Genomic DNA, 23,517 nt, shown 5'->3' on the forward strand with positions numbered 1-23,517 from the left:
CCAGGATTCATGCAAGGTTCCTGCTCAACACCAGCAAGGCGATATCATCCGGCATCTCGCCCAGATTGGCCAGACCGAGAACTTGACGCAAACCACCCAGCGTACCGCCAGCCTGGCTAACCAGTTGTGGCAACGCCAATTCCTTCTCTTTCAGCGTGTCACCTGGCAGCAGGTCGAGAATGCCATCGGACAGCAGCGTCAGGCTGAAAGACTCTGGCAACTGCATTTCCAGATCACCGTATTCGGCTTCCTCGAACAGGCCGACTGGTAGGCCACGGCCTTCCAGGTAGCGCGCCTGGCCATTTTCGAACAGCACCGGCAGCGGCAGATGCCCGCCGATGCTGTAGGTGAGCATGCCGCTCTCCTCGTCGATCACACCGCCGAGCATGGTCACGTGCTTGCCCAGCTTACAGTTGATCAACCCGCGATTGATGTGGCCGAGCACATCGGAGGGTTTGAATTCCGGTAACGTGCCGCCACGCCGCCACTCGTAGAGCAGGCGCGTGGTCATGAACTTGAGCAACACGGTGACGAATGCCGACGATGCACCATGGCCGGAGACATCGGCCAGGTAGAACGCGATGCGTCGCTCGTCGATACGGAAGTAATCGACGAAGTCACCGGACAGGTACAACGACGGAATGATCTGGTGCGCGAAGCTCAGGCCATCGGCCTGCCAGGGCGTCACCGGCAGCATGTTCATCTGCACCTGACGGCCGGCGTTCTGGTCCTCCTGCAACAGGTGCAGGCTGGCCTGGAGCTCACGATTGGTCGCTTCCAGCTTCTCACGATAGAGCTGGTTCTCCACGCGCAAACGCGAGCGATCCAGCGCACGGCGCACCGAGTGCTCCAGTACGGCGAGATCTTCAAGCGGTTTGATCAGGTAGTCGGCAGCGCCGAGACGCAGGGCTTCGACGGCATCGTTCATCACACCGGCGCCGGAAACGACGATAACTGGCACTTCGACGCCCAGCGCGTTGATACGACGAATCAGTTCAAGACCGTCGACCTGCGGCATGCGCAGATCGCAGATCATCAGGTCGGGGCCTTCCTGCTGGAACACTTCCAGCCCCTGCAAACCGTTGTTGGCCTGCAACACCTTGAAGCCGCTGTCCTCGAGGTAAGCCGCGAGGCTTGCACGTACGACATCGTCGTCGTCAATGATCAGCAGAGTGGCACTGGTTTTGTGCATGGGGTATCCAGGCAAACTGCGCCAGGGCAATTTTTGGTCACTGCCCGTGGCGCGGCGCTGCATCTATGGCGCCAGGGCGATTTCAAGGGGCAGACGGTACTCCCATCTGCCGGCCGATTCAAGCCGGGACCGGTCGTCGTTCGGCGGCTTTACAGGTCAAATCGACGAGGGTTATAAGAGCCGCGGGAGAGCTCATAAGAAGAGGACAGGGTCCATGAGTCAGAACGATCGAGCGTACAGCGAGAAACGCGACTACATCCGCATGCGACTGGAAGCTGCAGTCGTCCTCCATCATGCTGGCCGGGAAATTCCTGCACTGTGCCTGGATCTTTCCAGTACTGGCATGCAAATCGAGGCTGAAGCGGCCTTGAGCATGGGAGACAAGGTCAAGGTCCATATCCCTTCAGAACACAGCGAACTCGCCGGCCTCGACGCCCACGCAGAGGTCGTGCGGGTCGGCGACCTGGGTGACGGCCGTCAGTCGCTGGGCCTGGCCATCATCTCCATGAGCTGAAATCTGCATTTACGAAAAAGGCGGCCCAGGGGCCGCCTTTTTTGCATCTGTCAGGACTTAAAAGTCGTCTTCGACCTGGCCATCCTTGACCTTGAACTCACGGCTCTGCAGGTAGGCGTTGCGGATGAAGATGTACTTGTCGCCGCTGATCAGTCGCTCGGCCTGCAGCAGGTTGGCACGGGTGTCGACCACCTGCACGCCACGAGTGACGTTACGGGTCGGCACATGATCCATGTGCGGATACGGCGTCAGGAAGCTGTCCGGCACCCGACCGGTGGCATCACGCACAGTGCTTGGCCCGAGGAGCGGGATGACCAGGTAAGGCCCACTGTTCAGCCCCCAGACGCCCAGGGTCTGGCCGAAGTCTTCGTCACTCTTGCGCAGGCCCATGTGCTTGGCCACGTCGAAGAAGCCCAGCACACCGAAGGTGGTGTTGAAGATCAGGCGACCGGTATCGACGCCGGCGTTGTGCAGTTTTCCCTGCAGCAGGTTGTTGGCCAGGTTGCCAACGTCGCCGATGTTGCCGAATACGTTGTGTACGCCATCTTCGAGAAATTGCGGCGTGACAGCCCGGTAACCCTGGGCGATCGGCTTCAGCGCATAGGTATCGACGGTATCGTTGAAACGGAAGATGGGGCGATTGAAGCTTTCCCAAGGATCTTCTTCCGAAGCGGCCTGACTCATCGCAGGCAGCAGGCTCAGGCCGACGAGGGCCATCAGGCCACCCAGGCGCGCGATCCAGCGAGCACCGATCACATGCATTTAAATCTCTCCTTGAGGAAATAATGTGGCCACCGCCAGCGGGCCGAATGCCGCGTAGTATAAAGCCTGGAGCCCTGATTGGGCAGCATAGCGAAGAAAAGCGATGACCGACGAAACCTTGCTGCACACCGCACACATCCCCGTACGTTGGGGCGACATGGACAGCTACGGGCACGTCAACAACATCATCTACATGCAATACCTAGAAGAAGCCCGTGTCGCCTGGTTCGAGCTGGCCGGCGTAGCCATGAGCAACGTGCCGTTCGGCCCGGTGGTCCTGCAAACCCAGCACACCTACCTGAAACCGGTGATCCACCCCGCCACCGTGGTGGTGGAACTGCGGGCTGGCGCGGTGGGGCGCAGCAGCCTGGTGATCGAACACCGGCTGCGCACCGTCGAAGACCCGCTCATGATCTACGGTGAGGGTTACTGCAAACTGGTGTGGATCGACCATGAGAGTGGCAAGTCGGTAGCCCTGCCGGAGCATGTACGCGCTCTGTTCGACGTCATCTAGCGGTCACATTACGGTCATCCGCTGGCGCTAGATTGGCCTAGGCCAATGCCACGGATGATCCCATGCCCTCCCCCTGCACCGCCCTGATCTTTCAACTGTCCGGCTGCCTGGTCGACTTCGGCGCCCGCACGCTACCCGTCGCACTGCAGCGGCTGCATCCCGAGTGCACGCCCCCGAACCTCGTCAGTACGCCGCAACGGACACTGGACGCCTGGTTAGGCAAGTCGGCAACCACCGCACAACTGCAAGCGCTACAGCAGACGCTGAGCGAAGTGGCCGGCGACCATGCCGAGCTGACCCCAGGTGCTGCACAGTTGCTGCAAAGCCTGCATGCCAATGGCACGCCCTGCGCCTGGCTGGACGACCTGCCGGCCGATACCAGCCTGCGCCTGGCCGAAGCGCTGCCCACATCCATCGAAGCGGTGCTGGCACGTCAGGCCAGGCCATGGCCGGCGCCAGACAGTTGCTGGCAGGCATTGAGCCAGCTGAATGTCGAGCGCCTGGATGGTTGTGTAGTCGTCAGTGGTAATCCACTACTGCTGCAAGCCGGGCTCAATGCTGGCTGCTGGACCATCGGCCTGGCCGCCTGCGGGCCACTGTGCGGCTACGCCCTGGCCGACTGGCAGGCACTGGACGCAAGCGAGCAGAAACACCTGCGCGCCGAGGCCACGCTGCAGCTCTATCGTCTGGGCGTGCATTCGGTGGTCGATCACCTGGGAGAAATCGAGGCCAGCCTGGACGATATCGGCGTACGCCGGAGCAAGGGCGAAAAGCCCTGAGACTTTGACTCTGATCAGGCAAAGCCGGCTCGCTTGGATTAACCTTCAGGTACGGGTTGAAAACTTCCAGCGCAGCTGGGGGTCAATGCCTAAGCTGATTGGAAAAGGAGAACTCTATGCCAGCAAGCGACCTGCAGCAGCAACTGGAAGCCCTCCAGCAACACCTGGCCCAGGACACGCCGCTCAGCGAGGAAGAACGCGCATCGCTTTACCTGCTGACCCAGGAAATCGAAGTGCAATTGGCGCGTGAAGCCGCCTCAGCGCCCGACGCCACGCTGGTCGATGGCGTTAATCTGGCGGTGGAACGTTTCGAGGCCAGCCACCCTACCCTCGCCGGCACCCTGCGCAACATCATGCAGAGTCTGGCCAACATGGGCATCTGAATGCCCTGCCCCGGTTAACATCGAGCGACTCAGGAAAATGCCGCCATTTGGCGGCATTTTTCATGGGTTACTGCCGCGCCAGGCGACCATTTTCCGGTTTGATCGCCTCGGTGCTGCGGTAAGGGTTGATGTCCAGCCCGCCACGGCGCACGTAGCGTGCATAGACAGTCAGCGACTGCGGCTGCAGCAGGCGCTGCAGATCGAGAAAGATGCGTTCGACGCACTGCTCGTGAAAATCAGCGTGCTGGCGGAAGCTCACCAGATAGGCCAGCAGGCTGGCATGATCCAGCGCGGCACCGCGATACTCGACGACCAGGCTGCCCCAATCCGGCTGACCGGTAACCGGGCAGTTGGATTTGAGCAGATGACTATGCAGGCTCTCCCCCACCACGCGACCGGCGTCGCAACGCAGCAGCTCGGGTTGCGGGTGGTCGTACTGGCTGACACTGATGTCCAGTTCGTCTATGCACTGACCCGGCAGCGTCGCCACTCCTTCGTCAGAAACCTCAGCCAGAGAGCGCAGGCGCACCGCTACTGGCTTGCCGGCCACCGCCGACAGATCACGCACCAGTGTCGCTTGCAACTCATCCCAACTGGCGAAAGCCGACTGGTTCAGGGAATTGAGATACAGTTTGAAGGACTTCGACTCGATGATGTTCGGCGAGTCTGCGGGGATGGCGAACTCACCGATGGCCACCACCGGCTTACCGGACGGCAGCAGCCAGGACAGCTCGTAGCAGTTCCAGTAGTCCACGCCCTGATACGGCAGGCTGGCGCCATCGAGACCCAGCTCCGCCCACTTGGTGGTACGCGAGATGGGAAACAGCAGCTCGGGGCTGTACTCGGCGATGTACTGGCTGGACTTGCCCAGCGGGGAATGTTCGGCGGGGTGCTGCATGGCTGGCAATCCAGGGTGGCGAAAACCGCGCGAGTTTAGCGGGTTGAACGCCAAGTCGCACCCGCGAAGCACCACGCAGACCACAACAATCAGTCGCTCAATGCAGTCGTAGCCGCGACAGTTTCAAAAGCTTGCCGCTAAAGCGCCTCCTACAGGACTCAGACCGCCACTGGCTCCTCCTCGATCCTGCGCAGTGGTGCCCAACGGCGCAGCAGCAGGTACAGCGTCGGAATCACGTAGAGGGTGAAGAAGGTCCCCACCAGCAATCCGCCAACAATCACCAGGCCGATCTGCTGACGGCTTTCGGCACCGGCACCCGTGGCGATGGCCAACGGCAGCGAACCCAGCACCATGGCGCCGGTGGTCATCAGGATCGGCCGCAGGCGCTGCACCGAGGCCTCGATCACCGCTTCACGCAGAGCCTTGCCCTCGCGCAGCAGATGATTGGCGAACTCGACGATAAGGATGCCGTGCTTGGTGATCAGGCCGATGAGAGTCACCAGGCCGATCTGCGAATAAATATTCCAGGTACCGCCGAACAGCTTCAATGCCAGCAATGCCCCGGCCATCGACAGGGGCACGCTGAACAGAATGATCAGCGGGTCGCTGAAGCTCTCGAACTGCGCCGCCAGCACCAGGAAGATGAACGCCAGCGCCAGGGCGAAGATCAGCAAGATGCCCGAGCTGGATTCCTTGAAATCACGCGAAGTGCCGGTGTAGTCGTACTGCGTCTCGGGCGGGAACACCTCACGCGCAGCGGTCTCCAGGTGGTTGAGCGCCTCGCCCAGGGTATATCCGGTGCCGACGTTGGCACTGATGGTCACCGCACGTAGCTGGTTGAAGTGATTGAGCTCACGCGGCGCGACCGTCTCACGCACCTCGATCAGGTTGGACAACTGCACCATGCCGCCGTCGCGATCACGCACGTACACCCGATCCAGGTCCTGCGGGTTGCTGCGGTCGATATCCTGCAGCTGCACCATGACGTCGTACTGCTCGCCGTTCTGCTTGAAGCGGGTCACCTGGCGGCTGCCAAACAGGCTTTCCAGGCTGCGGCCGATCACCGATACATTGGTGCCAACCGCCGTTGCCTGCTCACGATTGACAGTGATCTTGAGCTGCGGCGAATTGAGCTTGAGGTCGCTATCCAGCCCCTCCAGGCCCGGATAATCACGCATGCGTTCCATCAGTTGATCGACATAAACCTGCAGCTCGGCGTATTCCATGGACGAGCGCACGACAAAGTTGATCGGCTGGTTACGCGCACTCTGTCCCAGCGGCGGACGGTTGACCGGGGTCACGCGCATGCCGGCGATGTCCTGCAACTGCGGCAACAGCTCGTTGCGAATCTCGAACTGGGTACGCGAACGGTCGCCCCAATCCTCCAGCTTCATGAAGGAGATGCCCTGCGCCACCGTGGGGAAACCGGCGATCATCAGATAGCGATTGGTCTCCGGAATGCTCGCGTAAGCGGCTTCGACCTCACGGCCGTAGCGCGCCGTATAATCGATGGTGGCGCCGTCCGGGCCATTGAACACGCCGACGATGGTGCCGGTGTCCTCGGTAGGCGCCAGCTCCGAACGCAAACCGCCGAACAGCCAGGCGCACATCACGAAGGCACCGAACAGCACGCCCAGCACCAGCGGCCAGGCACGCAGCGCACGGTCCAGGCTGTGCTTGTAGCTATAGGTCAGGCCGTTGAGAAAGCCTTCGATCAGGTTGTACACGCGGCCATGACGCTGCTCGTGCTGGTGCGGCTTGAGCATCACCGCGCACATCATCGGCGTCAGCGTCAGCGCCACGAAACCGGAAACCAGCACGGCGCCAGCCAGGGTCCAGGCGAACTCGGTAAACAGCTTGCCGGTGGTGCCCTGCATGAAGCCGATGGGCGCGAACACGGCTGCCAGGGTCAGGGTCATGGCGATCACCGCGAAGGCGATCTCGCGACTGCCCTTGAAGGCCGCCTGCATGGGCTTCATCCCGGCCTCGATATGGCGATGGATGTTCTCCAGCATGACGATGGCGTCATCCACCACCAGACCGATGGCCAACACCATGGCCAGCAAGGTCAGGGTGTTGATGGTGAAGCCCATCAGCGACATCAGGGCGAAGGCGCCGATCAACGAGACCGGAATGGTCACCAGGGGAATGAGCGTCGCGCGCAGCGAGCGCAGGAAGATGAAGATGATCAGGATGACCAGCGCCACAGCCTCCCAGATGGTGGTGAAGACGTTATCGATGGACTCTCGGATGAACTGCGAGTTGTCATTGGCCACGGTCATGTTCATGCCGTCGGGCAGCAATGCCTGAACGTCATCCCAGGCCGCTTCGAGCCCGTCGGAGATATCCAGCGGGTTGGCCGTGGCCTGCTTGACCAGGCCCAGGGTCACCGCTGGCAAACCGTTGAAACGCACCACGGTACGCTCATCGCGCGGCCCCACTTCGGCGCGGCCAACGTCGGACAGACGCAGCAGATAGCCTTGCGAGTCGTCGAGAATCAGCTCGCTGAACTGCTCCGGGGTACGCAGATCGGTTTCCGAGAGCACGCTGAACTCACGCTCGCGTGACTCGATGCGTCCGGCCGGAATCTCCACGTTCTGCCGACGCAGGGCGTCTTCCACGTCCTGCACGGTCAGGTTGTGCGCAGCGAGCTTTTCCGGGTCGAGCCAGATGCGCATGGAGAAGGTACGCGCCCCGCGCACCTGTACTTCGGAAACACCGGGAATGGTCTGCAGACGGTCCTTGATCACCCGCTCCAGCAGATCGGTGATCTCCATGGCGCTGTGCTGCTGGCTATGAAAGGCGATCCAGATCACCGGCTGGGCATCGGCCTCGACCTTCTGCACGATGGGCTCGTCGACCTCATCCGGCAGCAGGCTGCGCACCCGCCCGAGGCGATCTCGTACGTCGTTGGCTGCCTCGTCGGCACTGCGACCGAGACGGAACTGGGCGGTGATCTGGGTGTTTTCCGCGCGACTGATGGACGTGACGAAGTCCAGGCCCTCGATACCGGAGAGCACATCCTCCACCGGCTGCGCCACCTGAGACTCCATGATTTCCGGGCTGGCGCCGGGGTAGGTAACCTGCACGGTGACGATGGGCACGTCGATATTGGGGTATTCGCGCACATTGAGGCGGTCGTAGGCCATCAGTCCCAGCAACACCACGATCAGCGACAGAACAGTGGCGAATACCGGCCGGCGAATGCAGACATCGGAAAGTGTCACGGCTGGCGCTCCCCGCTCTTGGTACGCACGGCCAGCCCTTCACGCACACGCTGCCAACCGGCGCTGATGATGGTTTCGTCACCCTGCAGGCCCTCACGGACTTCCACCAGGCCATCGAAACGCTTGCCCAGCGTCACCTCACGGCGCTCGACCTTGCCATCGACTACCAGGTTGACCAGCAACTTGTCGCCCTGCGGCATCACCGCCTCTTCGGGGATCACCAGCGCATCGGGCCGCTCTTCGAGAATCACCGAAACGCGGACGAACTGGCCTGGACGCAGGCGCCGATCATCGTTGCCGATATGCGCGCGGATCGCCTGGCTGCGCCCCGCCTCATCCAGGCGCGGGTTGATGGCGAAAATCTCACCACGAAAACGTTCGCCCGGGTAGGTATCGAGGGTGATTTCCACGGTCTGACCGAGGCGCACCTGGGCCACGGCCTTCTGTGGAATACGGAAGTCGACCTTGAGCGGGTCGAGCACCTCCAGGTTGACGATGTTCTGCCCGGCGCTGAGGTAGTCACCGACGCTGGCCTGGCGTAGGCCGAGCGTGCCGTCGTGAGGGGCCTTGATTTGAGTCTTGTCGAGCCGTGCCTGCGCCAGGGCCTGGCTGGCGCGCGCAGCCTGCAGCTGGCTCTGCGCCTCATCCAGCGCCTGGGCATTGCTGGCGCCGCGCTGGAACAACATCTGCGCCCGCTGGTGGTTCTTCTCGGCGAGATCGAGATTAGCCCGCGCCTGGGCGAATTCGGCACGGGCGATGGCGTCGTCGAGGCTGATCAGCAGGTCGCCAGCGGTTACCGCCTGGCCCTCGCGAAAATGCAGGGTTGCCAGGCGTCCTTCCACTTCAGGACGGATCATCACCGACTCGTCGGAGCGCAGCGAACCGAAGGTGATTAGCTCGTCACGCACCTCCATCTGCCGCACCGGCACGATCTCGACCATTGGCCCTTCTGCAGCAACCGCAGGCAACGCGAATACACCCAGCCACAGCAATGGAAGAGCACGCAACAACACGGTCATGATCAGCCCCTTCTTCTTGGTAGAGGCGGAGTCTAACCGGCTGCTGCGTTACTGACAGGTGCGCAAGTTATTTCGCTATGTTTTTTCCATCGCCACCACGCCTGTAGGAGCGGCTTTAGCCGCGAGATCGCGGATGAATCCGCTCCCACAAAAGCGTCACTGACGCATGCCGCGACCGCTGATCAGCAGGCGGATGCACAGGGTGTAGAGCGCAGCTGTGGCCAGCAGCATGAAGCCGATGGCTACGCCAATACGGATGTCGGATACCCCGAGAATGCCGTAACGGAAGGCGTTGACCATGTGCAGGATGGGGTTACCTAGCGACACCGTCTGCCAGAACGGCGGCAACAGGGTGATGGAATAGAACACCCCGCCCAGGTAGGTCAGCGGCGTCAGCACGAAGGTCGGGATGATCGAAATGTCGTCGAAGTTGCGCGCGTACACCGCGTTGACGAAGCCACCGAGGGAAAAGATGGTCGCCGTCAGCAGCACCACCAGCACGGTCACGCCGAGGTGATGCACCTGCAGGTGGGTGAAGAATAACGACAGCAGCGTGACGATGAAGCCCACCGCCAACCCACGCAGCACGCCACCGACGACGAAACCGATAAGGATGGTGTGCGGCGAGACCGGCGATACCAGCAGTTCCTCGACGTTGCGCTGGAACTTGCTGCCGAAGAAGCTCGACACCACGTTGCCGTAGCTGTTGGTGATCACCGACATCATGATCAGCCCCGGCACGATGTACTCCATGTAGCTGAAGCCACCCATGTCGCCGATCTGCCGGCCGATCAGGTTGCCGAAGATGACGAAGTACAGAACCATGGTGATCGCCGGTGGCAGCAGGGTCTGCGGCCAGATGCGCACGAAGCGGCGGATTTCGCGGTGAACGATGGTACGCAGCGCCACCAGATTGGCGGCAAATTCGCTGTTGAGATACTGAGAGGTCATTGCGCCACCTTGGCCAGGTTCTTTTCCACCAGGGAGACGAACAGCTCCTCAAGGCGATTGCTCTTGTTACGCAGGCTGAGCACCTCGACCTGCTGCTGGGCCAGTTGCTGGAACAGCGCGTTGAGGCCCTGACTCTTCTCCACCTGCACTTCCAGGGTGTGATGATCGACCAGGCGCGCGGGATAGCCCTGCAGCAGCGGCACTGAGCTGTAGGAGTCCTTGAGGTCGAAGAGAAAGGTCTCCACATGCAGCTTCTTCAGCAGGTCCTTCATGCTGCTCAGCTCGACGATACGGCCGTGGTCGATGATGCCGATGTTGCGGCAGAGCTGCTCGGCCTCTTCCAGGTAGTGGGTCGTCAGGATGATGGTGGTGCCCTGCTTGTTCAGCTCGGTGAGGAAGCTCCACATCGAACGGCGCAGCTCGATATCCACCCCGGCAGTCGGTTCATCGAGGATCAGCAGGCGCGGCTGGTGCACCAGAGCGCGGGCGATCATCAGGCGGCGCTTCATGCCGCCGGACAGTTCGCGTGAGGCGACGTCGCGCTTGTCCCACAGGCCGAGCTGGGTCAGGTACTGCTCGGCGCGCTCCTTGGCGACGGAACGCGGAATGCCGTAGTAGCCGGCCTGAGTGACGACGATGTCGAACACCTTCTCGAACTGGTTGAAGTTGAATTCCTGCGGCACCACGCCGAGGCAGCGCTTGAGCGCGTAGGGTTCGCGGTCAAGGTCATGGCCGAACACGCTGACCGTGCCGCTGCTCTTGTTCACCAGCGTGGAAAGCACGCCGATGGTGGTGGATTTGCCGGCGCCATTGGGGCCAAGCAAGGCGAAGAAGTCACCTTCGGCAACGTCCAGATCGATGCCGTGCAGGGCCTGGAAGCCGTTTCCGTAGGTCTTGGTCAACTGGCGAATGGTCAGGGCGGAGCTCATGAAGATGGGGTTTCCCGCGCGAGAGTGAGGTCGTTATAGATGGGTACGAAGAGCCCCGATTGCAACCGGGTGTTTCGCCCATTTCTTTCTGGCATGCACCCTACCGACCCCGGCGCGCAGATAAAAGACCGTCATGCCAATCTTGATTATCGACTCAGTCGATAACACTGGCCTCACGTTGCATATCGCCACTCAATTCCAGCGCACCTACCTCGAACAGATGCGGATAACACCCGCGCAGATGGTCGAAGAACAGTTGCTCGGGCAGATCCTCGAACTGACCGTGATCGTGCAGGTATTCCATGTAGCGCTCCCCCTGGTCGTTGTAAGGGTGGAAGACGCTGTCATGCACGCCGTCGAACTCCAGCGGCGCCACCTTGAACACCCGGCACAGTGCCTCGTTGAACGCCGGCGTGGCCTTGACCCAGCGCCCATCCAGATACAGCTCGGTATAGCCATGCATGGCGAATACCTCGCTACGCAGCAGCTCCAGCAGACGCGGCGTCGACAGGTGATTGCGCACGTCGGCCAGGCCAATACGCGCGGCAATCCCACAATGCCGGGCACAGGCAGCGAGCAGATTGGCCTTGGGCACGCAGTAGGACTCACCGGCCGCCAATGCATGACTGGCCTTCAATGTCTGCGCATCGAGGCTGAAGGCATAGGGGTTGTAGCGAACCTCGTCACGCACCGCCAGATACAGGGCCACGGCCTGACTGGTCGGTTCTCGTGACGCACCACGCCAACGTTCGGCGAACTCGACTACCGCGCGATGGTCACTGTCAATGAAGCGGCCGGGACGTAGATAGGTCTGCATGGCGAGGGCTCCTGAAGTTTGCTTCAGTCTAATCCCGTCAATTGCGCCACGTTCACGACGATCCGGCCAAGCTCACCGCCCCTGCCGCCATTTATGGCTATGCTCGGGGCGTCGCCCGCTCGAATCATGGAGGAATGCACATGCTCGTCATCTGGTTGCTGGTTCTGCTGCTCGGGGTCGCCTACCTGGCCCATAGCCGTACCGCCGCCCTACCCGCCCTCGGCATCACCGCAGCCTATCTGGTGGCCATGGCATTGTTCAGCCCGGTACCGGGCTGGTTACAACTGCTGCTGTGGATCGTCACCGGCGCCGTCGCCGCGTTCATCCTGCTCGGTGATCTGCGCCGGCAACTGTTCACCAGCCCGCTGTTCGCCTGGTTCCAGCGCGTACTGCCGCCGATGTCGGCGACCGAGCGCGACGCCATCGAAGCCGGCACGGTGTGGTGGGATGGCGAGCTGTTCAGCGGCAAGCCTGACTGGGACAAGCTGCTGGCCTACCCCAAGGCCAAGCTGACCGACGAGGAACAAGCGTTCATCGACGGTCCTACCGAAGAACTCTGCGCCATGATCAGCGACTGGCAGGTTGGCCAGCAGATGGATCTGCCGGAGAGGGCCTGGGAACACATCAAGCAACATGGCTTCTTCGCCCTGATCATTCCCAAGGAGTACGGCGGCAAGGGCTTCTCGGCCTACGCCCATTCGCAGGTAGCGATGAAGCTGGCCACCCGCAGTGGCGACCTGGCCTCCACCGTGATGGTGCCCAACTCCCTCGGCCCGGCCGAACTGCTGCTGCACTACGGCACCGATGAGCAGCGCCAGCACTACCTGCCGCGTCTGGCGCGCGGCGATGACATCCCCTGCTTCGCCTTGACCGGCCCGCTGGCCGGCTCCGATGCCGGTGCCATGCCGGACACCGGGATTATCTGCAAGGGCCAGTACAACGACGAAGAAGTGATCGGCCTGCGCCTGAATTGGGAGAAGCGCTACATCACCCTCGGCCCGGTGGCGACCCTGCTCGGCCTGGCCTTCAAGGCCTACGACCCGGATCACCTGCTGGGCGACAAGGAGGATCTCGGCATCAGCCTGGCGCTGATCCCCACCGATACCCCCGGCGTGGAAATCGGCCGTCGTCATCTGCCTCTCGGCGCTGCTTTCATGAATGGCCCGAACTCCGGCAAGGACGTGTTCATTCCGCTGGAGTACCTGATCGGCGGCCAGGAGTACCTCGGCAAGGGCTGGATGATGCTGATGAACTGCCTGTCGGTCGGCCGTTCCATCTCTCTGCCGGCGGTCGGCACCGGCGCGGCCAAGTTCACCAGCCTCGCCACCGGCCAGTACGCTCAGCTGCGTGAGCAGTTCAACGTGCCGCTGGCCGCCTTCGAGGGCATCCAGGAGGCCCTGGCGCGCATCGGCGGCAACGCCTGGCTGATGGACAGCGCGCGCATCCTCACTGCCAACGCCGTCGACCTGGGCGAAAAACCCTCGGTGCTGTCGGCGATTCTCAAGTACCACCTCACCGAACGCGGCCGCGAGTGCATCGGCCACGCGATGGACGTGCACGGCGGCAAAGGCATCATCATGGGCCCGAACAACTACCTGGCCCGCTCCTGGCAGGGCGCGCCGATCTTCATCACCGTCGAGGGTGCCAACATCCTCTCGCGTAATCTGATGATCTTCGGTCAGGGTGCCATCCGCTGCCATCCGTACGTGCTCAAGGAAATGTCCCTGGCCGACCGCGAGGACAAGGACCAGGCACTGATCGAGTTCGACTCGCTGCTGATGAGCCATATCGGCTTCGCCGTCGGCAACGCTGCCAGCAGCTCCCTTCTCGGCCTGACACTGAACCGCCTGGGCACTGTGCCGGGTGACGATCTCAGCCAGCCCTACTACCGCGCCCTCAATCGCCTGGCAGCAGCCTTCGCCCTGTGCGCCGACAGCAGCATGATGCTGCTCGGCGGCGACCTGAAGCGCCGCGAGCGTCTGTCCGCGCGCCTCGGCGACGTGCTCAGCCACCTCTACCTGGGTTCGGCCGCGCTCAAGCGCTACCACGACCTGGACTACCCTGAAGCGATTCGTCCGCTGCTGCGCTGGGCCATGGAGGAAAACCTCTACCACGCCGAACAAGCGCTGGATGACCTGCTGAGCAACTTCCCCAGCCGCCTGTTCGGTTGTCTGCTGAAAGTGCTGGTGTTCCCGCTTGGCCGCCGCCACCAGGGCCCAAGCGACGCACTGGACGCCGAAGTGGCGGCGATCATCGGCCGCCAAGCCGGCGATCCTGCTCTGGAGTCGGTGCTGGAAGGTTGCTACCGCCCGCAGGCCGATCAGGATTCGGTTGGCGCCCTGCAGCATGCGCTGAACCTGGTGCAGGCCAGCCAGGACGCGCGCAAGCGCCTGCATCAGGCGCTCAAGGACGGCAGCCTGCAACCAGCGCCGGGCCAGGACACCATCGAAGCGGCGATCGCTGCCGGCATCCTCGACGGCGAACAGGGCAAGCGCCTGCAAGCGGCCGAAGCGGCTCGGCGTCGCGTGATCGACGTCGACGACTTCGCCAAGGAAGAGCTCACGTTGGAGAGCGGCAAAGTGCGCTGACGGTATTGCTTGTGGGAGGGGCTTCAGCCGCGAGCTTCTGCATCGCGACCGCCCCCTCCCACGCAAAGGCCAGCCAAACGGGACAGCGGGCGTCAGGAACTCTATACTCCTGCGCCCGTTTTACCCTTCAGGAACCTGAACCATGGCCAGCCATATCGAACACCACCTCGCCCTGCTCAATCACCTGCGCGGCATCCTCGTCGCCCTGGGCGAAGCCGAACAGGTGCTCGACGACAGCCACGCCCTGTTCCTCGAGCGCTACGACGAACTGCTCGCCGAACTGCCGCGCGACCCGGTTTCCAGCCAATACCTGGGCCAGGATCTGATCAGCCAGGTGTTCCACCGCTACCCACAGATCGCCCACCTGGTACCGCGTGACCTACTGTGGTTCTTCGGCGGCGACTGCCTGCACTTCATGCCCGACGAAGAAATCGCCCTGTACCAGACCCTCGACGAGCGCCGTTTCGAAGCCGAAGAGAACGACGAGCCCTTCGACTGGAACCTGGAAAAACAGCTGCTGGCCCTGCCCACTGACGGCGCCAAGCACTGACCGCTGGCCGGCCAACAACGAAAAAGCCCGCCGGTACACCGAGCGGGCTTTTTTCTGGCAGCAAACGACAGAAACGAAAACGCCGCTCGATTGAGCGGCGTTTTCGTTTATTTGGAGCGGGAAACGAGACTCGAACTCGCGACCCCGACCTTGGCAAGGTCGTGCTCTACCAACTGAGCTATTCCCGCAGTACAACTTGAAATGGCGTCCCCTAGGGGACTCGAACCCCTGTTACCGCCGTGAAAGGGCGGTGTCCTAGGCCACTAGACGAAGGGGACCTTGGAACTTCGTTTGAAACCCTGCCTAAGCAGCATTTCCAAAATTTGGAGCGGGAAACGAGACTCGAACTCGCGACCCCGACCTTGGCAAGGTCGTGCTCTACCAACTGAGCTATTCCCGCATTACAGCTTGAAAGTGGCGTCCCCTAGGGGACTCGAACCCCTGTTACCGCCGTGAAAGGGCGGTGTCCTAGGCCACTAGACGAAGGGGACACACCCCGGAACATCAAGCAACTTTCCGGCTTCCTTCGCTTCGCTTTGGGCTTTGCGCTGGAAGTGGCGCGCATTCTATGGAGGCTTTTAAAGGTCGTCAACCACTCTCTAAAAAATTTTTAAAATCAAAGACTTCAGCCCAGAAATCGATATGCCACTAGGAGCCATGCGACCAAGCCACTACACTCGGTCGAAAAGTCGATTCTCGAGAGGTCCCAAGCAGTGTCCGCACTCGTGATAACCATGCTGATCGTCGGCGGCATCGCCCTGTTGATGGTGATTGCCTACATAAACCACGCCGTCGAGAACAGCAAGCTGGAGAAAGCGCGCCAGCGCGCCGATCTGCTCGACCGAATTCGTCGCTGTCAGGACATCTCCGAGCGTATACCTGGCCAATTGATGACGCCGCAGCTGAAGCTACTGCTGAGCCAGTTACAGTTGCAGGCCAGCGAACGCTTACTGCCACTGGAGAAACAGAACACTACCCTTCGGAGCGATATCGACACGCTTAAGGCGCAGGTCGCTCAGGGCGAATCCATTGCCGTGAAGAACCCTCCTCAACCCATCGCCAACGAAGCCAAAGCCAAGGACGTGCGTTTTCTGCTGGAAAACCTGCATGCCCTGATCACCGGTTCGGTTCAGGCCGGCCTGCTACCCGCGGGCGACGGCAAGCATTGGCTCAAGCAGATCCGTCAGATACTGGTGCTGGTGCATATCGAGTTCTTCAGCACCCTGGGCCAGGCGGCCATGCAGCAGAAGCAACCCGGCCAGGCCCGCCTGGCCTTCGAGCGCGGTGTTCAGTACCTGCGCAAGCAGCAAGATCCCGCGCCCTACCAGACGCAGCTCAAACGATTCGAGGAGCAGTTGGCACGTGCCAATGCCATGGTGCTCAACAACAATGCTCCAACGGCGGAAGAACCGAGCCAGTTGACCGAAGGTCTGAAAGATCTGGAAGGCGACGACTGGAAGAAGAAGAACATCTACGACTGAGGATCGCCACGCTCACTCGAGCACACTGACCGCCGCTAGGAGTCGCAATGAGTCTGACTGTATATGGAGCTCCGCTGTCCCCCTTCGTCCGCAAGCTCTGCCTGTGCCTGATCGAAAAGGGCCTGGATTACGAGCTCGAAGTGGTCATGCCCTTCGGCCAGCCCGATTGGTTTCGCGAACTCAACCCGCTAGGCCGAATTCCCGCCTTTCGCGACGGCGACCTCAAGCTGGCTGACTCCAGCGTCATCTGCCAATACCTGGAAGAACGCTACCCCGATCACACACCGCTGTATGGCGCCGATGCAGAGCAACGCGCCAAGGTACGCTGGCTGGAAAAATACGCCGATTACGAGCTGGCGCCACTGTGCACATTCACCGTGTTCCGCAACCGCGTGCTGAAAGCCACCATGGGTCAGCCCTGCGACGAGGAAAAGGTGCAGCAGACGCTCAGGGACAAACTGCCCAACCACTTCGACTACTTCGAGACCACGCTGGGTGATGCGCCCTATTTCCTCGGTGAGCAGCTTTCCATGGCCGACCTGGCGCTGGCCAGCCAGCTGATCAACATGGAGCATGGCGGGGAAACCCTGGATGCCAGCCGCTGGCCGAACCTGATGGCGCACTACGAGCGCATCAAGAACCGTGTATCCACACAGCAACTGCTGCCGCGTGAACTGCGTACGCTGGAGAAGATCGGCGCCAAGCGCTGAGCCTGCTTCGTAGGGTGTGCCGACCGATTGCCAAATCAGCTTCGGTGACACCTCAAGCCGGCGGTGCGCGTGGCGCACCCTACCGGATCGAGCTCAAACCGCCGCATCGCCTCCGACAGAGCCGCACCATGGGCGTATTCAGCAGTCGCTGGCAGCCAGGAATACCGCTGCCAGCGCTTCGATGCCAGCCTGATCCACCGCGGTGAAACGCCCTACCGACGGACTGTCCAGATCCAGCACGCCGATCAGGCGCCCTTCCTTGACCAGCGGCACCACCAGTTCGCTGTTCGATGCACTGTCGCAGGCAATGTGTCCTGGGAAGGCATGCACATCCTCGACTCGTTGCGTCTGCAGGCTAGCCGCCGCCGCGCCACAGACGCCACGACCGAAGGCAATACGCACGCAGGCCACCTTGCCCTGGAAAGGACCAAGCACCAGCTCACCGTCTTTCGCCAGGTAAAAACCGGCCCAGTTCAAGTCGGCCAGCTCGTGAAACAGGAAAGCGGAAAACTGCGCGGCATTGGCAATGAAATCACGCTCGCCGGATAACAGCGCCTGCAACTGCGCAGTCAGCAGCGGATAGCCATTGAGGCCTTCACCCGTCTGGGAAAGATCGATCATGCCTGTTGCTCCAGCAGTTGCAGCCCGACCCAGTGGCGGGCGAATTGATAAGCGCAGCGGCCATTACGGTTACCACGACCCAGCGCCCAGCGGATGGCGGCCTTTTCCAGCGCCTCGTCCCAGCTCCAGTTCAGCCCGACCTGACGCGCCTGCACGTCCACCCAGTGGCGCACGACGATCAGGAAGTGATCCTGAGTGAAGGGATAGAACGACAGCCACAGGCCAAAACGGTCGGACAGCGCGATCTTGTCCTCCACAGCCTCGTTGGGATGTAGCTCGCCGTCGACCCTCTTCCAGTTCTCGTTGTCACTCTGATGCTCGGGCACCAGATGGCGGCGGTTGGACGTGGCGTACAGCAGCACATTGTCCGGCGCCTGCTCCAGCGAGCCGTCGAGCACGCTCTTGAGCACCCGGTAATCGCCCTCACCCGCCTCGAACGATAGGTCATCGCAGAACAGCACGAAACGTTGCGGCAGACCAGCCAGCAACTCGACCACGCGCGGCAGATCGGCCAGGTGATCGCGTTCGATCTCGATCAAGCGCAGGCCGGCCTTGGCGTGCTCGGCGAGCAAGGCACGCACCAGCGATGATTTACCGGTGCCGCGCGCGCCCCAGAGCAAGGCGTGGTTAGCCGGCATGCCGCTGACGAACTGGCGGGTATTGCGCGCCAGTTGCTCGCGCTGGACATCCACGCCCAGCAGGTCGCTTAGCGACAGATCGAGACTGACATCCAGCGGCAGCAGGTAGCCGCTGCGCCCATCACGCACCCAACGCGCCGCCACGCACTTGCTCCAGTCCACTTCCGGACGCAGTGTAGGCAGCAGGGGCTCGATGCGCTCTAGCACCTGTTCGGCGCGGGCGAGAAAATCCAGCAATCGGGAATCCACGATCTACTACTCCTTTTGCGCAGAACCGCACGTTGCAGGCTCTGCCGGTACAGGGTCGCTATCAGCTATGCTTGGCAAGCGCCCAAGGATCAGAGACGACGCACGCATTCATGGATATATCGCTCACCAATCGTCTGTCGTTCAAACAGGCCGGTCTGACCGTCCTGGTGGCGTTTATCCTTGGTACGCTGCTCAGCGTCACCCAGGTGGCGGTCGATTATGCCAGCGAAGAGGCCTCCATCAACCGCGAGATTCGCGCGCTGCTGGAAATCAGCCACAACCCCGCCGCCCGCATCGCCTACAACATCGACGCCGAACTGGCCCAGGAGCTGGTCCTCGGCCTGCTGCGCTCCCCTGCAGTGACCCGCGCGGAACTGATCGACAACAGCGGCCTGGTTCTGGCCAGCGTCAGCCGTCCACGCAGCGAAAGCCGTTACCGGGTCTTGAGCGACAGCCTGTTCGGCGCCCAACGGCAGTTCCAGGACCCGCTCCACGTCAGCCACGCCCCCGACGAGGCCCTCGGTTTTCTGCGCCTGGAGGTCGACACCTACGCCTTTGGCAGCCACTTCCTGAAACGCTCGATGCTGACCTTGCTCACCGGGTTCGCGCGCAGCCTGCTGCTGTCGCTGATCCTGCTGGTGCTGTTCTATTTCATGCTGACCAAACCCCTGACCGGGGTGATTCGCGCCCTCAGCGAACGCAACCCGCAGGACCCGCAGCATCGCCCGGTGCCCTGCCCCAAAGGCCATGAGCACGACGAGATCGGCACTCTGGTCGAGGTCACCAACCGCCAGTTGTCGAACATCGCGCTGGAGATTGAGCAACGGCGCAACGCCGAGGACCGCCTGACGCAGTACCTGAGCGAACTGGAAAACATCGTCTCGGCCCGTACCGCCGAACTCAAGGCGACCAACGTGCGCCTCAGCCAGTCCAACGCCGAGTTGGAAACGGCGCGCACCACCGCCCTGAACATGGCGCAGGCGCGCTCGGCCTTCCTGGCCAACATGAGCCATGAGATCCGCACCCCGCTCAACGGCCTGCTGGGCATGCTCGCCCTGGCCCTGGACGGCCCACTCAGCGCCGAGCAGCGTCAACAGCTGGGTATCGCACACGACTCCGGCAAGGTGTTGGTGGAGTTGCTCAACGACATTCTCGACCTGTCCAAATTCGAAGCTGGCCAGCTCGAACTGGAGAAAATCCCCTTCGACCTCGGCGCCCTGGCCGAAGAAACCGCCAGCCTGCTGTCGCAGAACGCCGCCAACGCCGTGGAGCTGACCTGCCTGATCGATCCGGCACTGCCGGCGCAGATGCTGGGCGACCCGACGCGGGTTCGCCAGATCGTCAGCAACCTGCTATCCAATGCGCTCAAATTCACCCGCTTCGGTCGCGTCGACCTGATCGTCGCCTGCGCTGTGGACGGCATCAGCATTCGCGTGCGCGATACCGGCATCGGCATCGCCGAAGACGCCCAGGCACGTATCTTCCAGCCCTTCGCCCAGGCAGAAGTGGGCATCACCCGTGAGTACGGCGGCACCGGGCTCGGCCTGGCACTGACGCGGCGCCTGTGCGAGGCAATGCAGGGCAAGCTGAGCCTGCAATCGAAAGAAGGCTTCGGCAGTGAGTTCTGCGCCGAGCTACCGCTGCCTGCCCATGTACAAGCCAGCTCACAACCGGCGCTTGAGGGCCGCATCGTCGCGCTGACCCCGGCCAGCAGCGGCCTGCAACAGATGCTCAGCCAGTGGCTGCCAGCCTGGGGCCTGAGTTATCAGCGCCTGGATACCGATGCCAACCTGCACGGCGTGCAGGCCGACCTGCTGATCAGCGATTGCCCGGAATGCCTGTTCGGCATTCGTCCGGCGATGAACACACCGGTGTTGCTGGTCACCGCCTACGGCAACTTCCTGCCGCATGAGCAGGCACAACGCCTTATGCCGCTGCTTCAGATCGCCCGCCCAGTGTCGCGCAATGGCCTGCTACAGGAGCTGCGGCACGTCCTGCACAGCGACGACGGCGACGTTCACAGTAGTGCCCAAGCGCAGCCTGTGCGGGAAAGCAGTGCACGCGTACTGCTGGTCGAGGACAACCCGGTCAACCAGATGGTCGCCAAGGGCATGCTGGCCAAGCTCGGCTATCAGGTGCTGGTAGCCGGCCATGGAGGGGAAGCGCTGGAGGTTCTGGAGCAGCAGCCTATCGACCTGATCCTGATGGACTGCAACATGCCGGTGATGGATGGTTACGAGGCCAGCCGGCGCATTCGCAGCAACGGGCGCTGGCCGGAGTTGCCCATTGTCGCCCTGACCGCCAATGCGCTGTCCGACGAACGCGAACGCTGCCGCGCCGCCGGCATGAACGACTACCTGGCCAAACCCTTCCGCCGCGAGGAACTGGCGGCCATTCTGGATACCTGGCTGCCCGCCGACCTCACTCGCTGAGCCTGGCCAACAGACGATCCAGGCTGCGGCGCAGCCCTTCCATCTCCAGCAGGTCCTGATCGTCGAACTGGCAGAGCAACTGCGCCTTCAGCGGCAAGACCTGCACCTGAAGCGCCCTGCCAGCATCGCTCAGCGCCAGATGCACCTCGCGTTCGTCCACCTGCGCGCGACGACGCTGCACCAGCCCCATCTGCTCCAGACGCTTGAGCAGCGGCGTCAGGGTGCCAGAATCCAGCTGCAGGCGTTGCCCGAGTGCCTTGAGCGTCGGCTGCTCGGGCGCCCGTTCCTGCCACTCCCACAGCACCAGCATCACCAGATATTGCGGGTAGGTCAGGCCGAGGCCGTCGAGCATCGGCTTGTAGGCGCGGATCACCGCACGTGAGGCGGCGTAGAGCTTGAAGCACAGCTGGTTGTCCAACTGCAGCCCAGCGGTATCGAAAGCACTCATTTGAGCAGGGCTTCGATCTCGCTGCTCAGCTCTTCGGGCTTGGTGGTCGGGGCGAAACGCTTGACCACCTGGCCATCCTCGCCAATCAGGAACTTGGTGAAATTCCACTTGATGCCCTGACTGCCCAGCAGGCCCGGTGCGCGCTTCTTCAACTGCACGAACAACGGGTGAGCATCGCTGCCATTGACGTCGACTTTCTTGAACAGCGGGAAGCTGACGCCGAAGTTCAGCTCGCAGAATTCCGAGATGGCGCCCTCGTCGCCCGGCTCCTGCTTGCCGAACTGATTGCAGGGGAAACCGAGCACCACAAGGCCCTTGTCCTTGTACTGCTGCCAAACGTTTTCCAGGCCCTTGTACTGCGGGGTGAAGCCGCACTTGCTGGCGGTGTTGACCACCAGCACGGCCTTGCCGCCGAAGTCGGCCAGGGTCTTCTGCTCGCCCTTGATAGTGGTGACCGGGATATCGAAAAGCGCGTTGCTCATGAGGAATCGTCCTGAATGGGCTGAAAGTGACGAACAAGGTAGCGAGCAATTAAATTGCATGCAATTTAATAAATGCAAAATAAGGCGCATGGATAGCGCCTTATCGTAGGGTGTCGCGGGGCCACCTAGGCCGTGCGCACCTCGAGGCTCTGCGATATCAGCCGGTGCGCACAGCGCACCCTACAGAAGGGTTGCGCCCAGGGCTCGTACCAGCGCGGTCAGTGGTGCTGCATCACCCTTAATGCGTACGTGCAGCCCGTCGATCTCGCGGCGCATGGGGTAATGCTTGCGCAGGCGGTCGAAGCCGGCGCGTCGGGTTTCGGCATCGCCGACCAGGCTACGACGAAAATCCGCATCGTCGCGCCGTGGGTCGTACACCGAGCGGCAAATACTGACCAGCGCCCAGGCCGGATCGGCGCTGCTATCGAGGCTCAGCTCGCTGAGCCAGGGTGCCGGCAGCAGATCGGCCAGACTCACCTGCTCAGCCACCCCCAACGCGCGGCAGCAGGCTTGGTAGATCTGCGCTGTGCCGCGCAGCTTGCCGTCCAGGCTGTAGCCGGCAATGTGCGGCGTCGCCAATTGGCACAGGGCGGCCAGCTCGACATCGGCCTGCGGCTCGCCTTCCCACACGTCCAGTACCGCCTTGAGATCGGGGCGTTGCGGCAACAGGCTGCGCAGCGCAGCGTTGTCCACCACGGCACCGCGACTGGCATTGATCAGCCAGGTGCCCGATCTGAGCGCCATCAGCCGCGCCGTATCGAACAGATGGCGCGTCGAAGCGTCCAGCGGCGTGTGCAGGCTGATCACATCGCATTCGTCGATGATCTGCTCCAGGCTGACGAAGTCGCCGCCCTCTGCGGCCTGGCGCGGCGGGTCGCATACCCGTACCTGCCAACCGAGACCACGCAACAGATCGACCAGACGCCCGCCGACCTGCCCCGCACCGACCACACCGTAAACGCGCGCCGCCGGGTCTACGCCCTCGCGCTCGGCCAGGGTCAGCACGCTGCCCAGCACGTAATCCACCACGCCACGGGCGTTGCAGCCAGGCGCACTGCTCCAGGCGATGCCGGCCTCGGCGAAGTAATCGAGATCCAGATGGTCGGTGCCGATGGTGCAAGTGCCGACGAAGCGCACCCGGCTGCCTTCGAGCAAGGCGCGATTCACCTGGGTCACCGAGCGCACCAGCAGCAGGTCGGCATCGCGCACATCGGCCGCCGTGATGCTGCGCCCCGGCAGGCGACGGATGCTGCCGAACGCGGCGAAGAACTCATCGAGCAGGGGAATATTTTCATCGGCGACTATGTGCATGTTGGGCTCCATCAGGCAGGTC

Annotated in this window: 22 protein-coding genes and 4 tRNA genes; 9 read left to right on the plus strand and 17 right to left on the minus strand. The window is 62.3% G+C overall.

The window, feature by feature from the left end; all coding sequences use genetic code 11:
* Window positions 1–7: 7 nt before the first annotated feature.
* On the minus strand, window positions 8–1,192 hold the full coding sequence (gene rssB, locus RTH74_RS20960; protein WP_021490575.1) for a two-component system response regulator RssB: 1,185 nt from the start codon (window positions 1,190–1,192) through the stop codon (window positions 8–10).
* A 214-nt stretch (window positions 1,193–1,406) separates the two neighbouring features.
* Here rssB and RTH74_RS20965 point away from each other — a divergent pair, with 214 nt between their 5' ends.
* Window positions 1,407–1,706, plus strand: coding sequence for a PilZ domain-containing protein (locus tag RTH74_RS20965; RefSeq protein ID WP_021490576.1), 300 nt, complete (start codon window positions 1,407–1,409; stop codon window positions 1,704–1,706).
* 57 nt (window positions 1,707–1,763) lie between these two features.
* Here the strand turns inward: RTH74_RS20965 and RTH74_RS20970 are convergent, their stop codons facing one another.
* Entirely contained in the window at window positions 1,764–2,468 is a 705-nt protein-coding gene (locus tag RTH74_RS20970; protein ID WP_099523040.1) for a VacJ family lipoprotein, read from the minus strand.
* Between the two features lie 103 nt (window positions 2,469–2,571).
* Between RTH74_RS20970 and RTH74_RS20975 the strand changes: the two genes are divergently transcribed.
* From RTH74_RS20975 to RTH74_RS20985, 3 genes are all read left to right on the plus strand, one after another.
* Window positions 2,572–2,982 (plus strand): thioesterase family protein, encoded by a 411-nt coding sequence (locus RTH74_RS20975; protein WP_316915934.1) that lies wholly within the window; start codon window positions 2,572–2,574, stop codon window positions 2,980–2,982.
* Window positions 2,983–3,044: 62 nt separating this feature from the next.
* A complete protein-coding gene (locus tag RTH74_RS20980; protein ID WP_316915935.1) occupies window positions 3,045–3,761 on the plus strand; it encodes an HAD family phosphatase in 717 nt (238 codons plus the stop codon).
* A gap of 116 nt (window positions 3,762–3,877) precedes the next feature.
* The gene (locus tag RTH74_RS20985) at window positions 3,878–4,144 is read left to right on the plus strand and encodes a DUF4404 family protein (RefSeq protein ID WP_021490580.1); all 267 of its coding nucleotides are present in this window, start codon (window positions 3,878–3,880) and stop codon (window positions 4,142–4,144) included.
* A 67-nt stretch (window positions 4,145–4,211) separates the two neighbouring features.
* Here RTH74_RS20985 and queF read toward each other — a convergent pair whose 3' ends face one another.
* The 6 genes from queF to RTH74_RS21015 form a co-directional block, all read right to left on the minus strand.
* On the minus strand, window positions 4,212–5,042 hold the full coding sequence (gene queF / locus RTH74_RS20990) for an NADPH-dependent 7-cyano-7-deazaguanine reductase QueF (protein WP_316915936.1): 831 nt from the start codon (window positions 5,040–5,042) through the stop codon (window positions 4,212–4,214).
* 158 nt (window positions 5,043–5,200) lie between these two features.
* The gene (locus tag RTH74_RS20995; RefSeq protein WP_316915937.1) at window positions 5,201–8,269 is read right to left on the minus strand and encodes an efflux RND transporter permease subunit; all 3,069 of its coding nucleotides are present in this window, start codon (window positions 8,267–8,269) and stop codon (window positions 5,201–5,203) included.
* Window positions 8,266–9,288 carry an efflux RND transporter periplasmic adaptor subunit gene (locus RTH74_RS21000; RefSeq protein WP_316915938.1) on the minus strand — a complete coding sequence of 341 codons (1,023 nt, stop codon included), beginning with the start codon at window positions 9,286–9,288 and terminating at the stop codon, window positions 8,266–8,268. The genes RTH74_RS20995 and RTH74_RS21000 overlap by 4 nt, the downstream gene beginning before the upstream one ends.
* A gap of 156 nt (window positions 9,289–9,444) precedes the next feature.
* Window positions 9,445–10,239: an ABC transporter permease gene (locus RTH74_RS21005; RefSeq protein ID WP_099523046.1), complete on the minus strand. Its 795-nt coding sequence runs from the start codon at window positions 10,237–10,239 to the stop codon at window positions 9,445–9,447.
* Window positions 10,236–11,168 carry an ABC transporter ATP-binding protein gene (locus RTH74_RS21010; RefSeq protein ID WP_099523047.1) on the minus strand — a complete coding sequence of 311 codons (933 nt, stop codon included), beginning with the start codon at window positions 11,166–11,168 and terminating at the stop codon, window positions 10,236–10,238. Before RTH74_RS21010 ends, RTH74_RS21005 begins: the two co-directional genes overlap by 4 nt.
* A gap of 154 nt (window positions 11,169–11,322) precedes the next feature.
* Entirely contained in the window at window positions 11,323–11,985 is a 663-nt protein-coding gene (locus RTH74_RS21015; RefSeq protein ID WP_316915939.1) for a transglutaminase family protein, read from the minus strand.
* A gap of 140 nt (window positions 11,986–12,125) precedes the next feature.
* On the opposite strand from RTH74_RS21015, the gene RTH74_RS21020 reads away from it, so the two are divergent.
* Window positions 12,126–14,573 (plus strand): acyl-CoA dehydrogenase, encoded by a 2,448-nt coding sequence (locus RTH74_RS21020; RefSeq protein WP_316915940.1) that lies wholly within the window; start codon window positions 12,126–12,128, stop codon window positions 14,571–14,573.
* A 142-nt stretch (window positions 14,574–14,715) separates the two neighbouring features.
* Complete coding sequence (locus RTH74_RS21025) at window positions 14,716–15,123, plus strand: PA2817 family protein (protein WP_099523050.1); 408 nt, start codon at window positions 14,716–14,718, stop codon at window positions 15,121–15,123.
* A gap of 112 nt (window positions 15,124–15,235) precedes the next feature.
* Here the strand turns inward: RTH74_RS21025 and RTH74_RS21030 are convergent.
* The 4 genes from RTH74_RS21030 to RTH74_RS21045 form a co-directional block, all read right to left on the minus strand.
* Window positions 15,236–15,311, minus strand: a tRNA-Gly gene (locus tag RTH74_RS21030).
* A gap of 14 nt (window positions 15,312–15,325) precedes the next feature.
* Window positions 15,326–15,401, minus strand: a tRNA-Glu gene (locus RTH74_RS21035).
* A 46-nt stretch (window positions 15,402–15,447) separates the two neighbouring features.
* A tRNA-Gly gene (locus RTH74_RS21040) sits at window positions 15,448–15,523 on the minus strand.
* A 15-nt stretch (window positions 15,524–15,538) separates the two neighbouring features.
* Window positions 15,539–15,614 (minus strand) — tRNA-Glu (locus RTH74_RS21045).
* A gap of 222 nt (window positions 15,615–15,836) precedes the next feature.
* Between RTH74_RS21045 and RTH74_RS21050 the strand changes: the two genes are divergently transcribed.
* A complete protein-coding gene (locus RTH74_RS21050; RefSeq protein ID WP_316915941.1) occupies window positions 15,837–16,604 on the plus strand; it encodes a hypothetical protein in 768 nt (255 codons plus the stop codon).
* 47 nt (window positions 16,605–16,651) lie between these two features.
* Window positions 16,652–17,314, plus strand: a complete 663-nt coding sequence (locus RTH74_RS21055; protein ID WP_316915942.1) for a glutathione S-transferase family protein — start codon at window positions 16,652–16,654, stop codon at window positions 17,312–17,314.
* Window positions 17,315–17,452: 138 nt separating this feature from the next.
* Here RTH74_RS21055 and RTH74_RS21060 read toward each other — a convergent pair whose 3' ends face one another.
* A complete protein-coding gene (locus tag RTH74_RS21060) occupies window positions 17,453–17,935 on the minus strand; it encodes a GAF domain-containing protein (protein WP_316915943.1) in 483 nt (160 codons plus the stop codon).
* Window positions 17,932–18,822 (minus strand): ATP-binding protein, encoded by an 891-nt coding sequence (locus tag RTH74_RS21065; protein WP_316915944.1) that lies wholly within the window; start codon window positions 18,820–18,822, stop codon window positions 17,932–17,934. Before RTH74_RS21065 ends, RTH74_RS21060 begins: the two co-directional genes overlap by 4 nt.
* Window positions 18,823–18,932: 110 nt before the next feature.
* Here RTH74_RS21065 and RTH74_RS21070 point away from each other — a divergent pair, with 110 nt between their 5' ends.
* Window positions 18,933–21,254 (plus strand): response regulator, encoded by a 2,322-nt coding sequence (locus RTH74_RS21070; protein ID WP_316915945.1) that lies wholly within the window; start codon window positions 18,933–18,935, stop codon window positions 21,252–21,254.
* Here the strand turns inward: RTH74_RS21070 and RTH74_RS21075 are convergent.
* The 3 genes from RTH74_RS21075 to pdxB all read right to left on the minus strand — a co-directional run bounded on the left by RTH74_RS21075 (window position 21,244) and on the right by pdxB (window position 23,495).
* A complete protein-coding gene (locus tag RTH74_RS21075) occupies window positions 21,244–21,702 on the minus strand; it encodes a MarR family winged helix-turn-helix transcriptional regulator (protein ID WP_296235963.1) in 459 nt (152 codons plus the stop codon). The genes RTH74_RS21070 and RTH74_RS21075 overlap by 11 nt on opposite strands.
* Entirely contained in the window at window positions 21,699–22,184 is a 486-nt protein-coding gene (locus tag RTH74_RS21080; protein ID WP_037002727.1) for a glutathione peroxidase, read from the minus strand. Before RTH74_RS21080 ends, RTH74_RS21075 begins: the two co-directional genes overlap by 4 nt.
* A 180-nt stretch (window positions 22,185–22,364) precedes the next feature.
* Window positions 22,365–23,495 carry a 4-phosphoerythronate dehydrogenase PdxB gene (pdxB, locus tag RTH74_RS21085; RefSeq protein ID WP_316915946.1) on the minus strand — a complete coding sequence of 377 codons (1,131 nt, stop codon included), beginning with the start codon at window positions 23,493–23,495 and terminating at the stop codon, window positions 22,365–22,367.
* Window positions 23,496–23,517: the final 22 nt, after the last annotated feature.

Origin of the sequence: Pseudomonas sp. zfem001, from assembly GCF_032621725.1 — a bacterium.
Classification (GTDB): Bacteria; Pseudomonadota; Gammaproteobacteria; order Pseudomonadales; family Pseudomonadaceae; genus Aquipseudomonas; species Aquipseudomonas sediminis.

Bases quoted from the DNA above. Each gene is read 5' to 3' on its own strand.
- RTH74_RS21000 (WP_316915938.1), bottom strand. From the start codon at position 9,288: ATGACCGTGTTGTTGCGTGCTCTTCCATTGCTGTGGCTGGGTGTATTC.
- RTH74_RS20975 (WP_316915934.1), top strand. From the start codon at position 2,572: ATGACCGACGAAACCTTGCTGCACACCGCACACATCCCCGTACGTTGG.
- RTH74_RS21015 (WP_316915939.1), bottom strand. From the start codon at position 11,985: ATGCAGACCTATCTACGTCCCGGCCGCTTCATTGACAGTGACCATCGC.
- RTH74_RS21070 (WP_316915945.1), top strand. From the start codon at position 18,933: ATGGATATATCGCTCACCAATCGTCTGTCGTTCAAACAGGCCGGTCTG.
- RTH74_RS21075 (WP_296235963.1), bottom strand. From the start codon at position 21,702: ATGAGTGCTTTCGATACCGCTGGGCTGCAGTTGGACAACCAGCTGTGC.
- pdxB (WP_316915946.1), bottom strand. From the start codon at position 23,495: ATGCACATAGTCGCCGATGAAAATATTCCCCTGCTCGATGAGTTCTTC.
- RTH74_RS21080 (WP_037002727.1), bottom strand. From the start codon at position 22,184: ATGAGCAACGCGCTTTTCGATATCCCGGTCACCACTATCAAGGGCGAG.
- RTH74_RS20980 (WP_316915935.1), top strand. From the start codon at position 3,045: ATGCCCTCCCCCTGCACCGCCCTGATCTTTCAACTGTCCGGCTGCCTG.
- RTH74_RS21010 (WP_099523047.1), bottom strand. From the start codon at position 11,168: ATGAGCTCCGCCCTGACCATTCGCCAGTTGACCAAGACCTACGGAAAC.
- RTH74_RS21020 (WP_316915940.1), top strand. From the start codon at position 12,126: ATGCTCGTCATCTGGTTGCTGGTTCTGCTGCTCGGGGTCGCCTACCTG.
- RTH74_RS21005 (WP_099523046.1), bottom strand. From the start codon at position 10,239: ATGACCTCTCAGTATCTCAACAGCGAATTTGCCGCCAATCTGGTGGCG.
- queF (WP_316915936.1), bottom strand. From the start codon at position 5,042: ATGCAGCACCCCGCCGAACATTCCCCGCTGGGCAAGTCCAGCCAGTAC.
- rssB (WP_021490575.1), bottom strand. From the start codon at position 1,192: ATGCACAAAACCAGTGCCACTCTGCTGATCATTGACGACGACGATGTC.
- RTH74_RS20985 (WP_021490580.1), top strand. From the start codon at position 3,878: ATGCCAGCAAGCGACCTGCAGCAGCAACTGGAAGCCCTCCAGCAACAC.
- RTH74_RS21025 (WP_099523050.1), top strand. From the start codon at position 14,716: ATGGCCAGCCATATCGAACACCACCTCGCCCTGCTCAATCACCTGCGC.
- RTH74_RS21055 (WP_316915942.1), top strand. From the start codon at position 16,652: ATGAGTCTGACTGTATATGGAGCTCCGCTGTCCCCCTTCGTCCGCAAG.
- RTH74_RS20970 (WP_099523040.1), bottom strand. From the start codon at position 2,468: ATGCATGTGATCGGTGCTCGCTGGATCGCGCGCCTGGGTGGCCTGATG.
- RTH74_RS20965 (WP_021490576.1), top strand. From the start codon at position 1,407: ATGAGTCAGAACGATCGAGCGTACAGCGAGAAACGCGACTACATCCGC.
- RTH74_RS21060 (WP_316915943.1), bottom strand. From the start codon at position 17,935: ATGATCGATCTTTCCCAGACGGGTGAAGGCCTCAATGGCTATCCGCTG.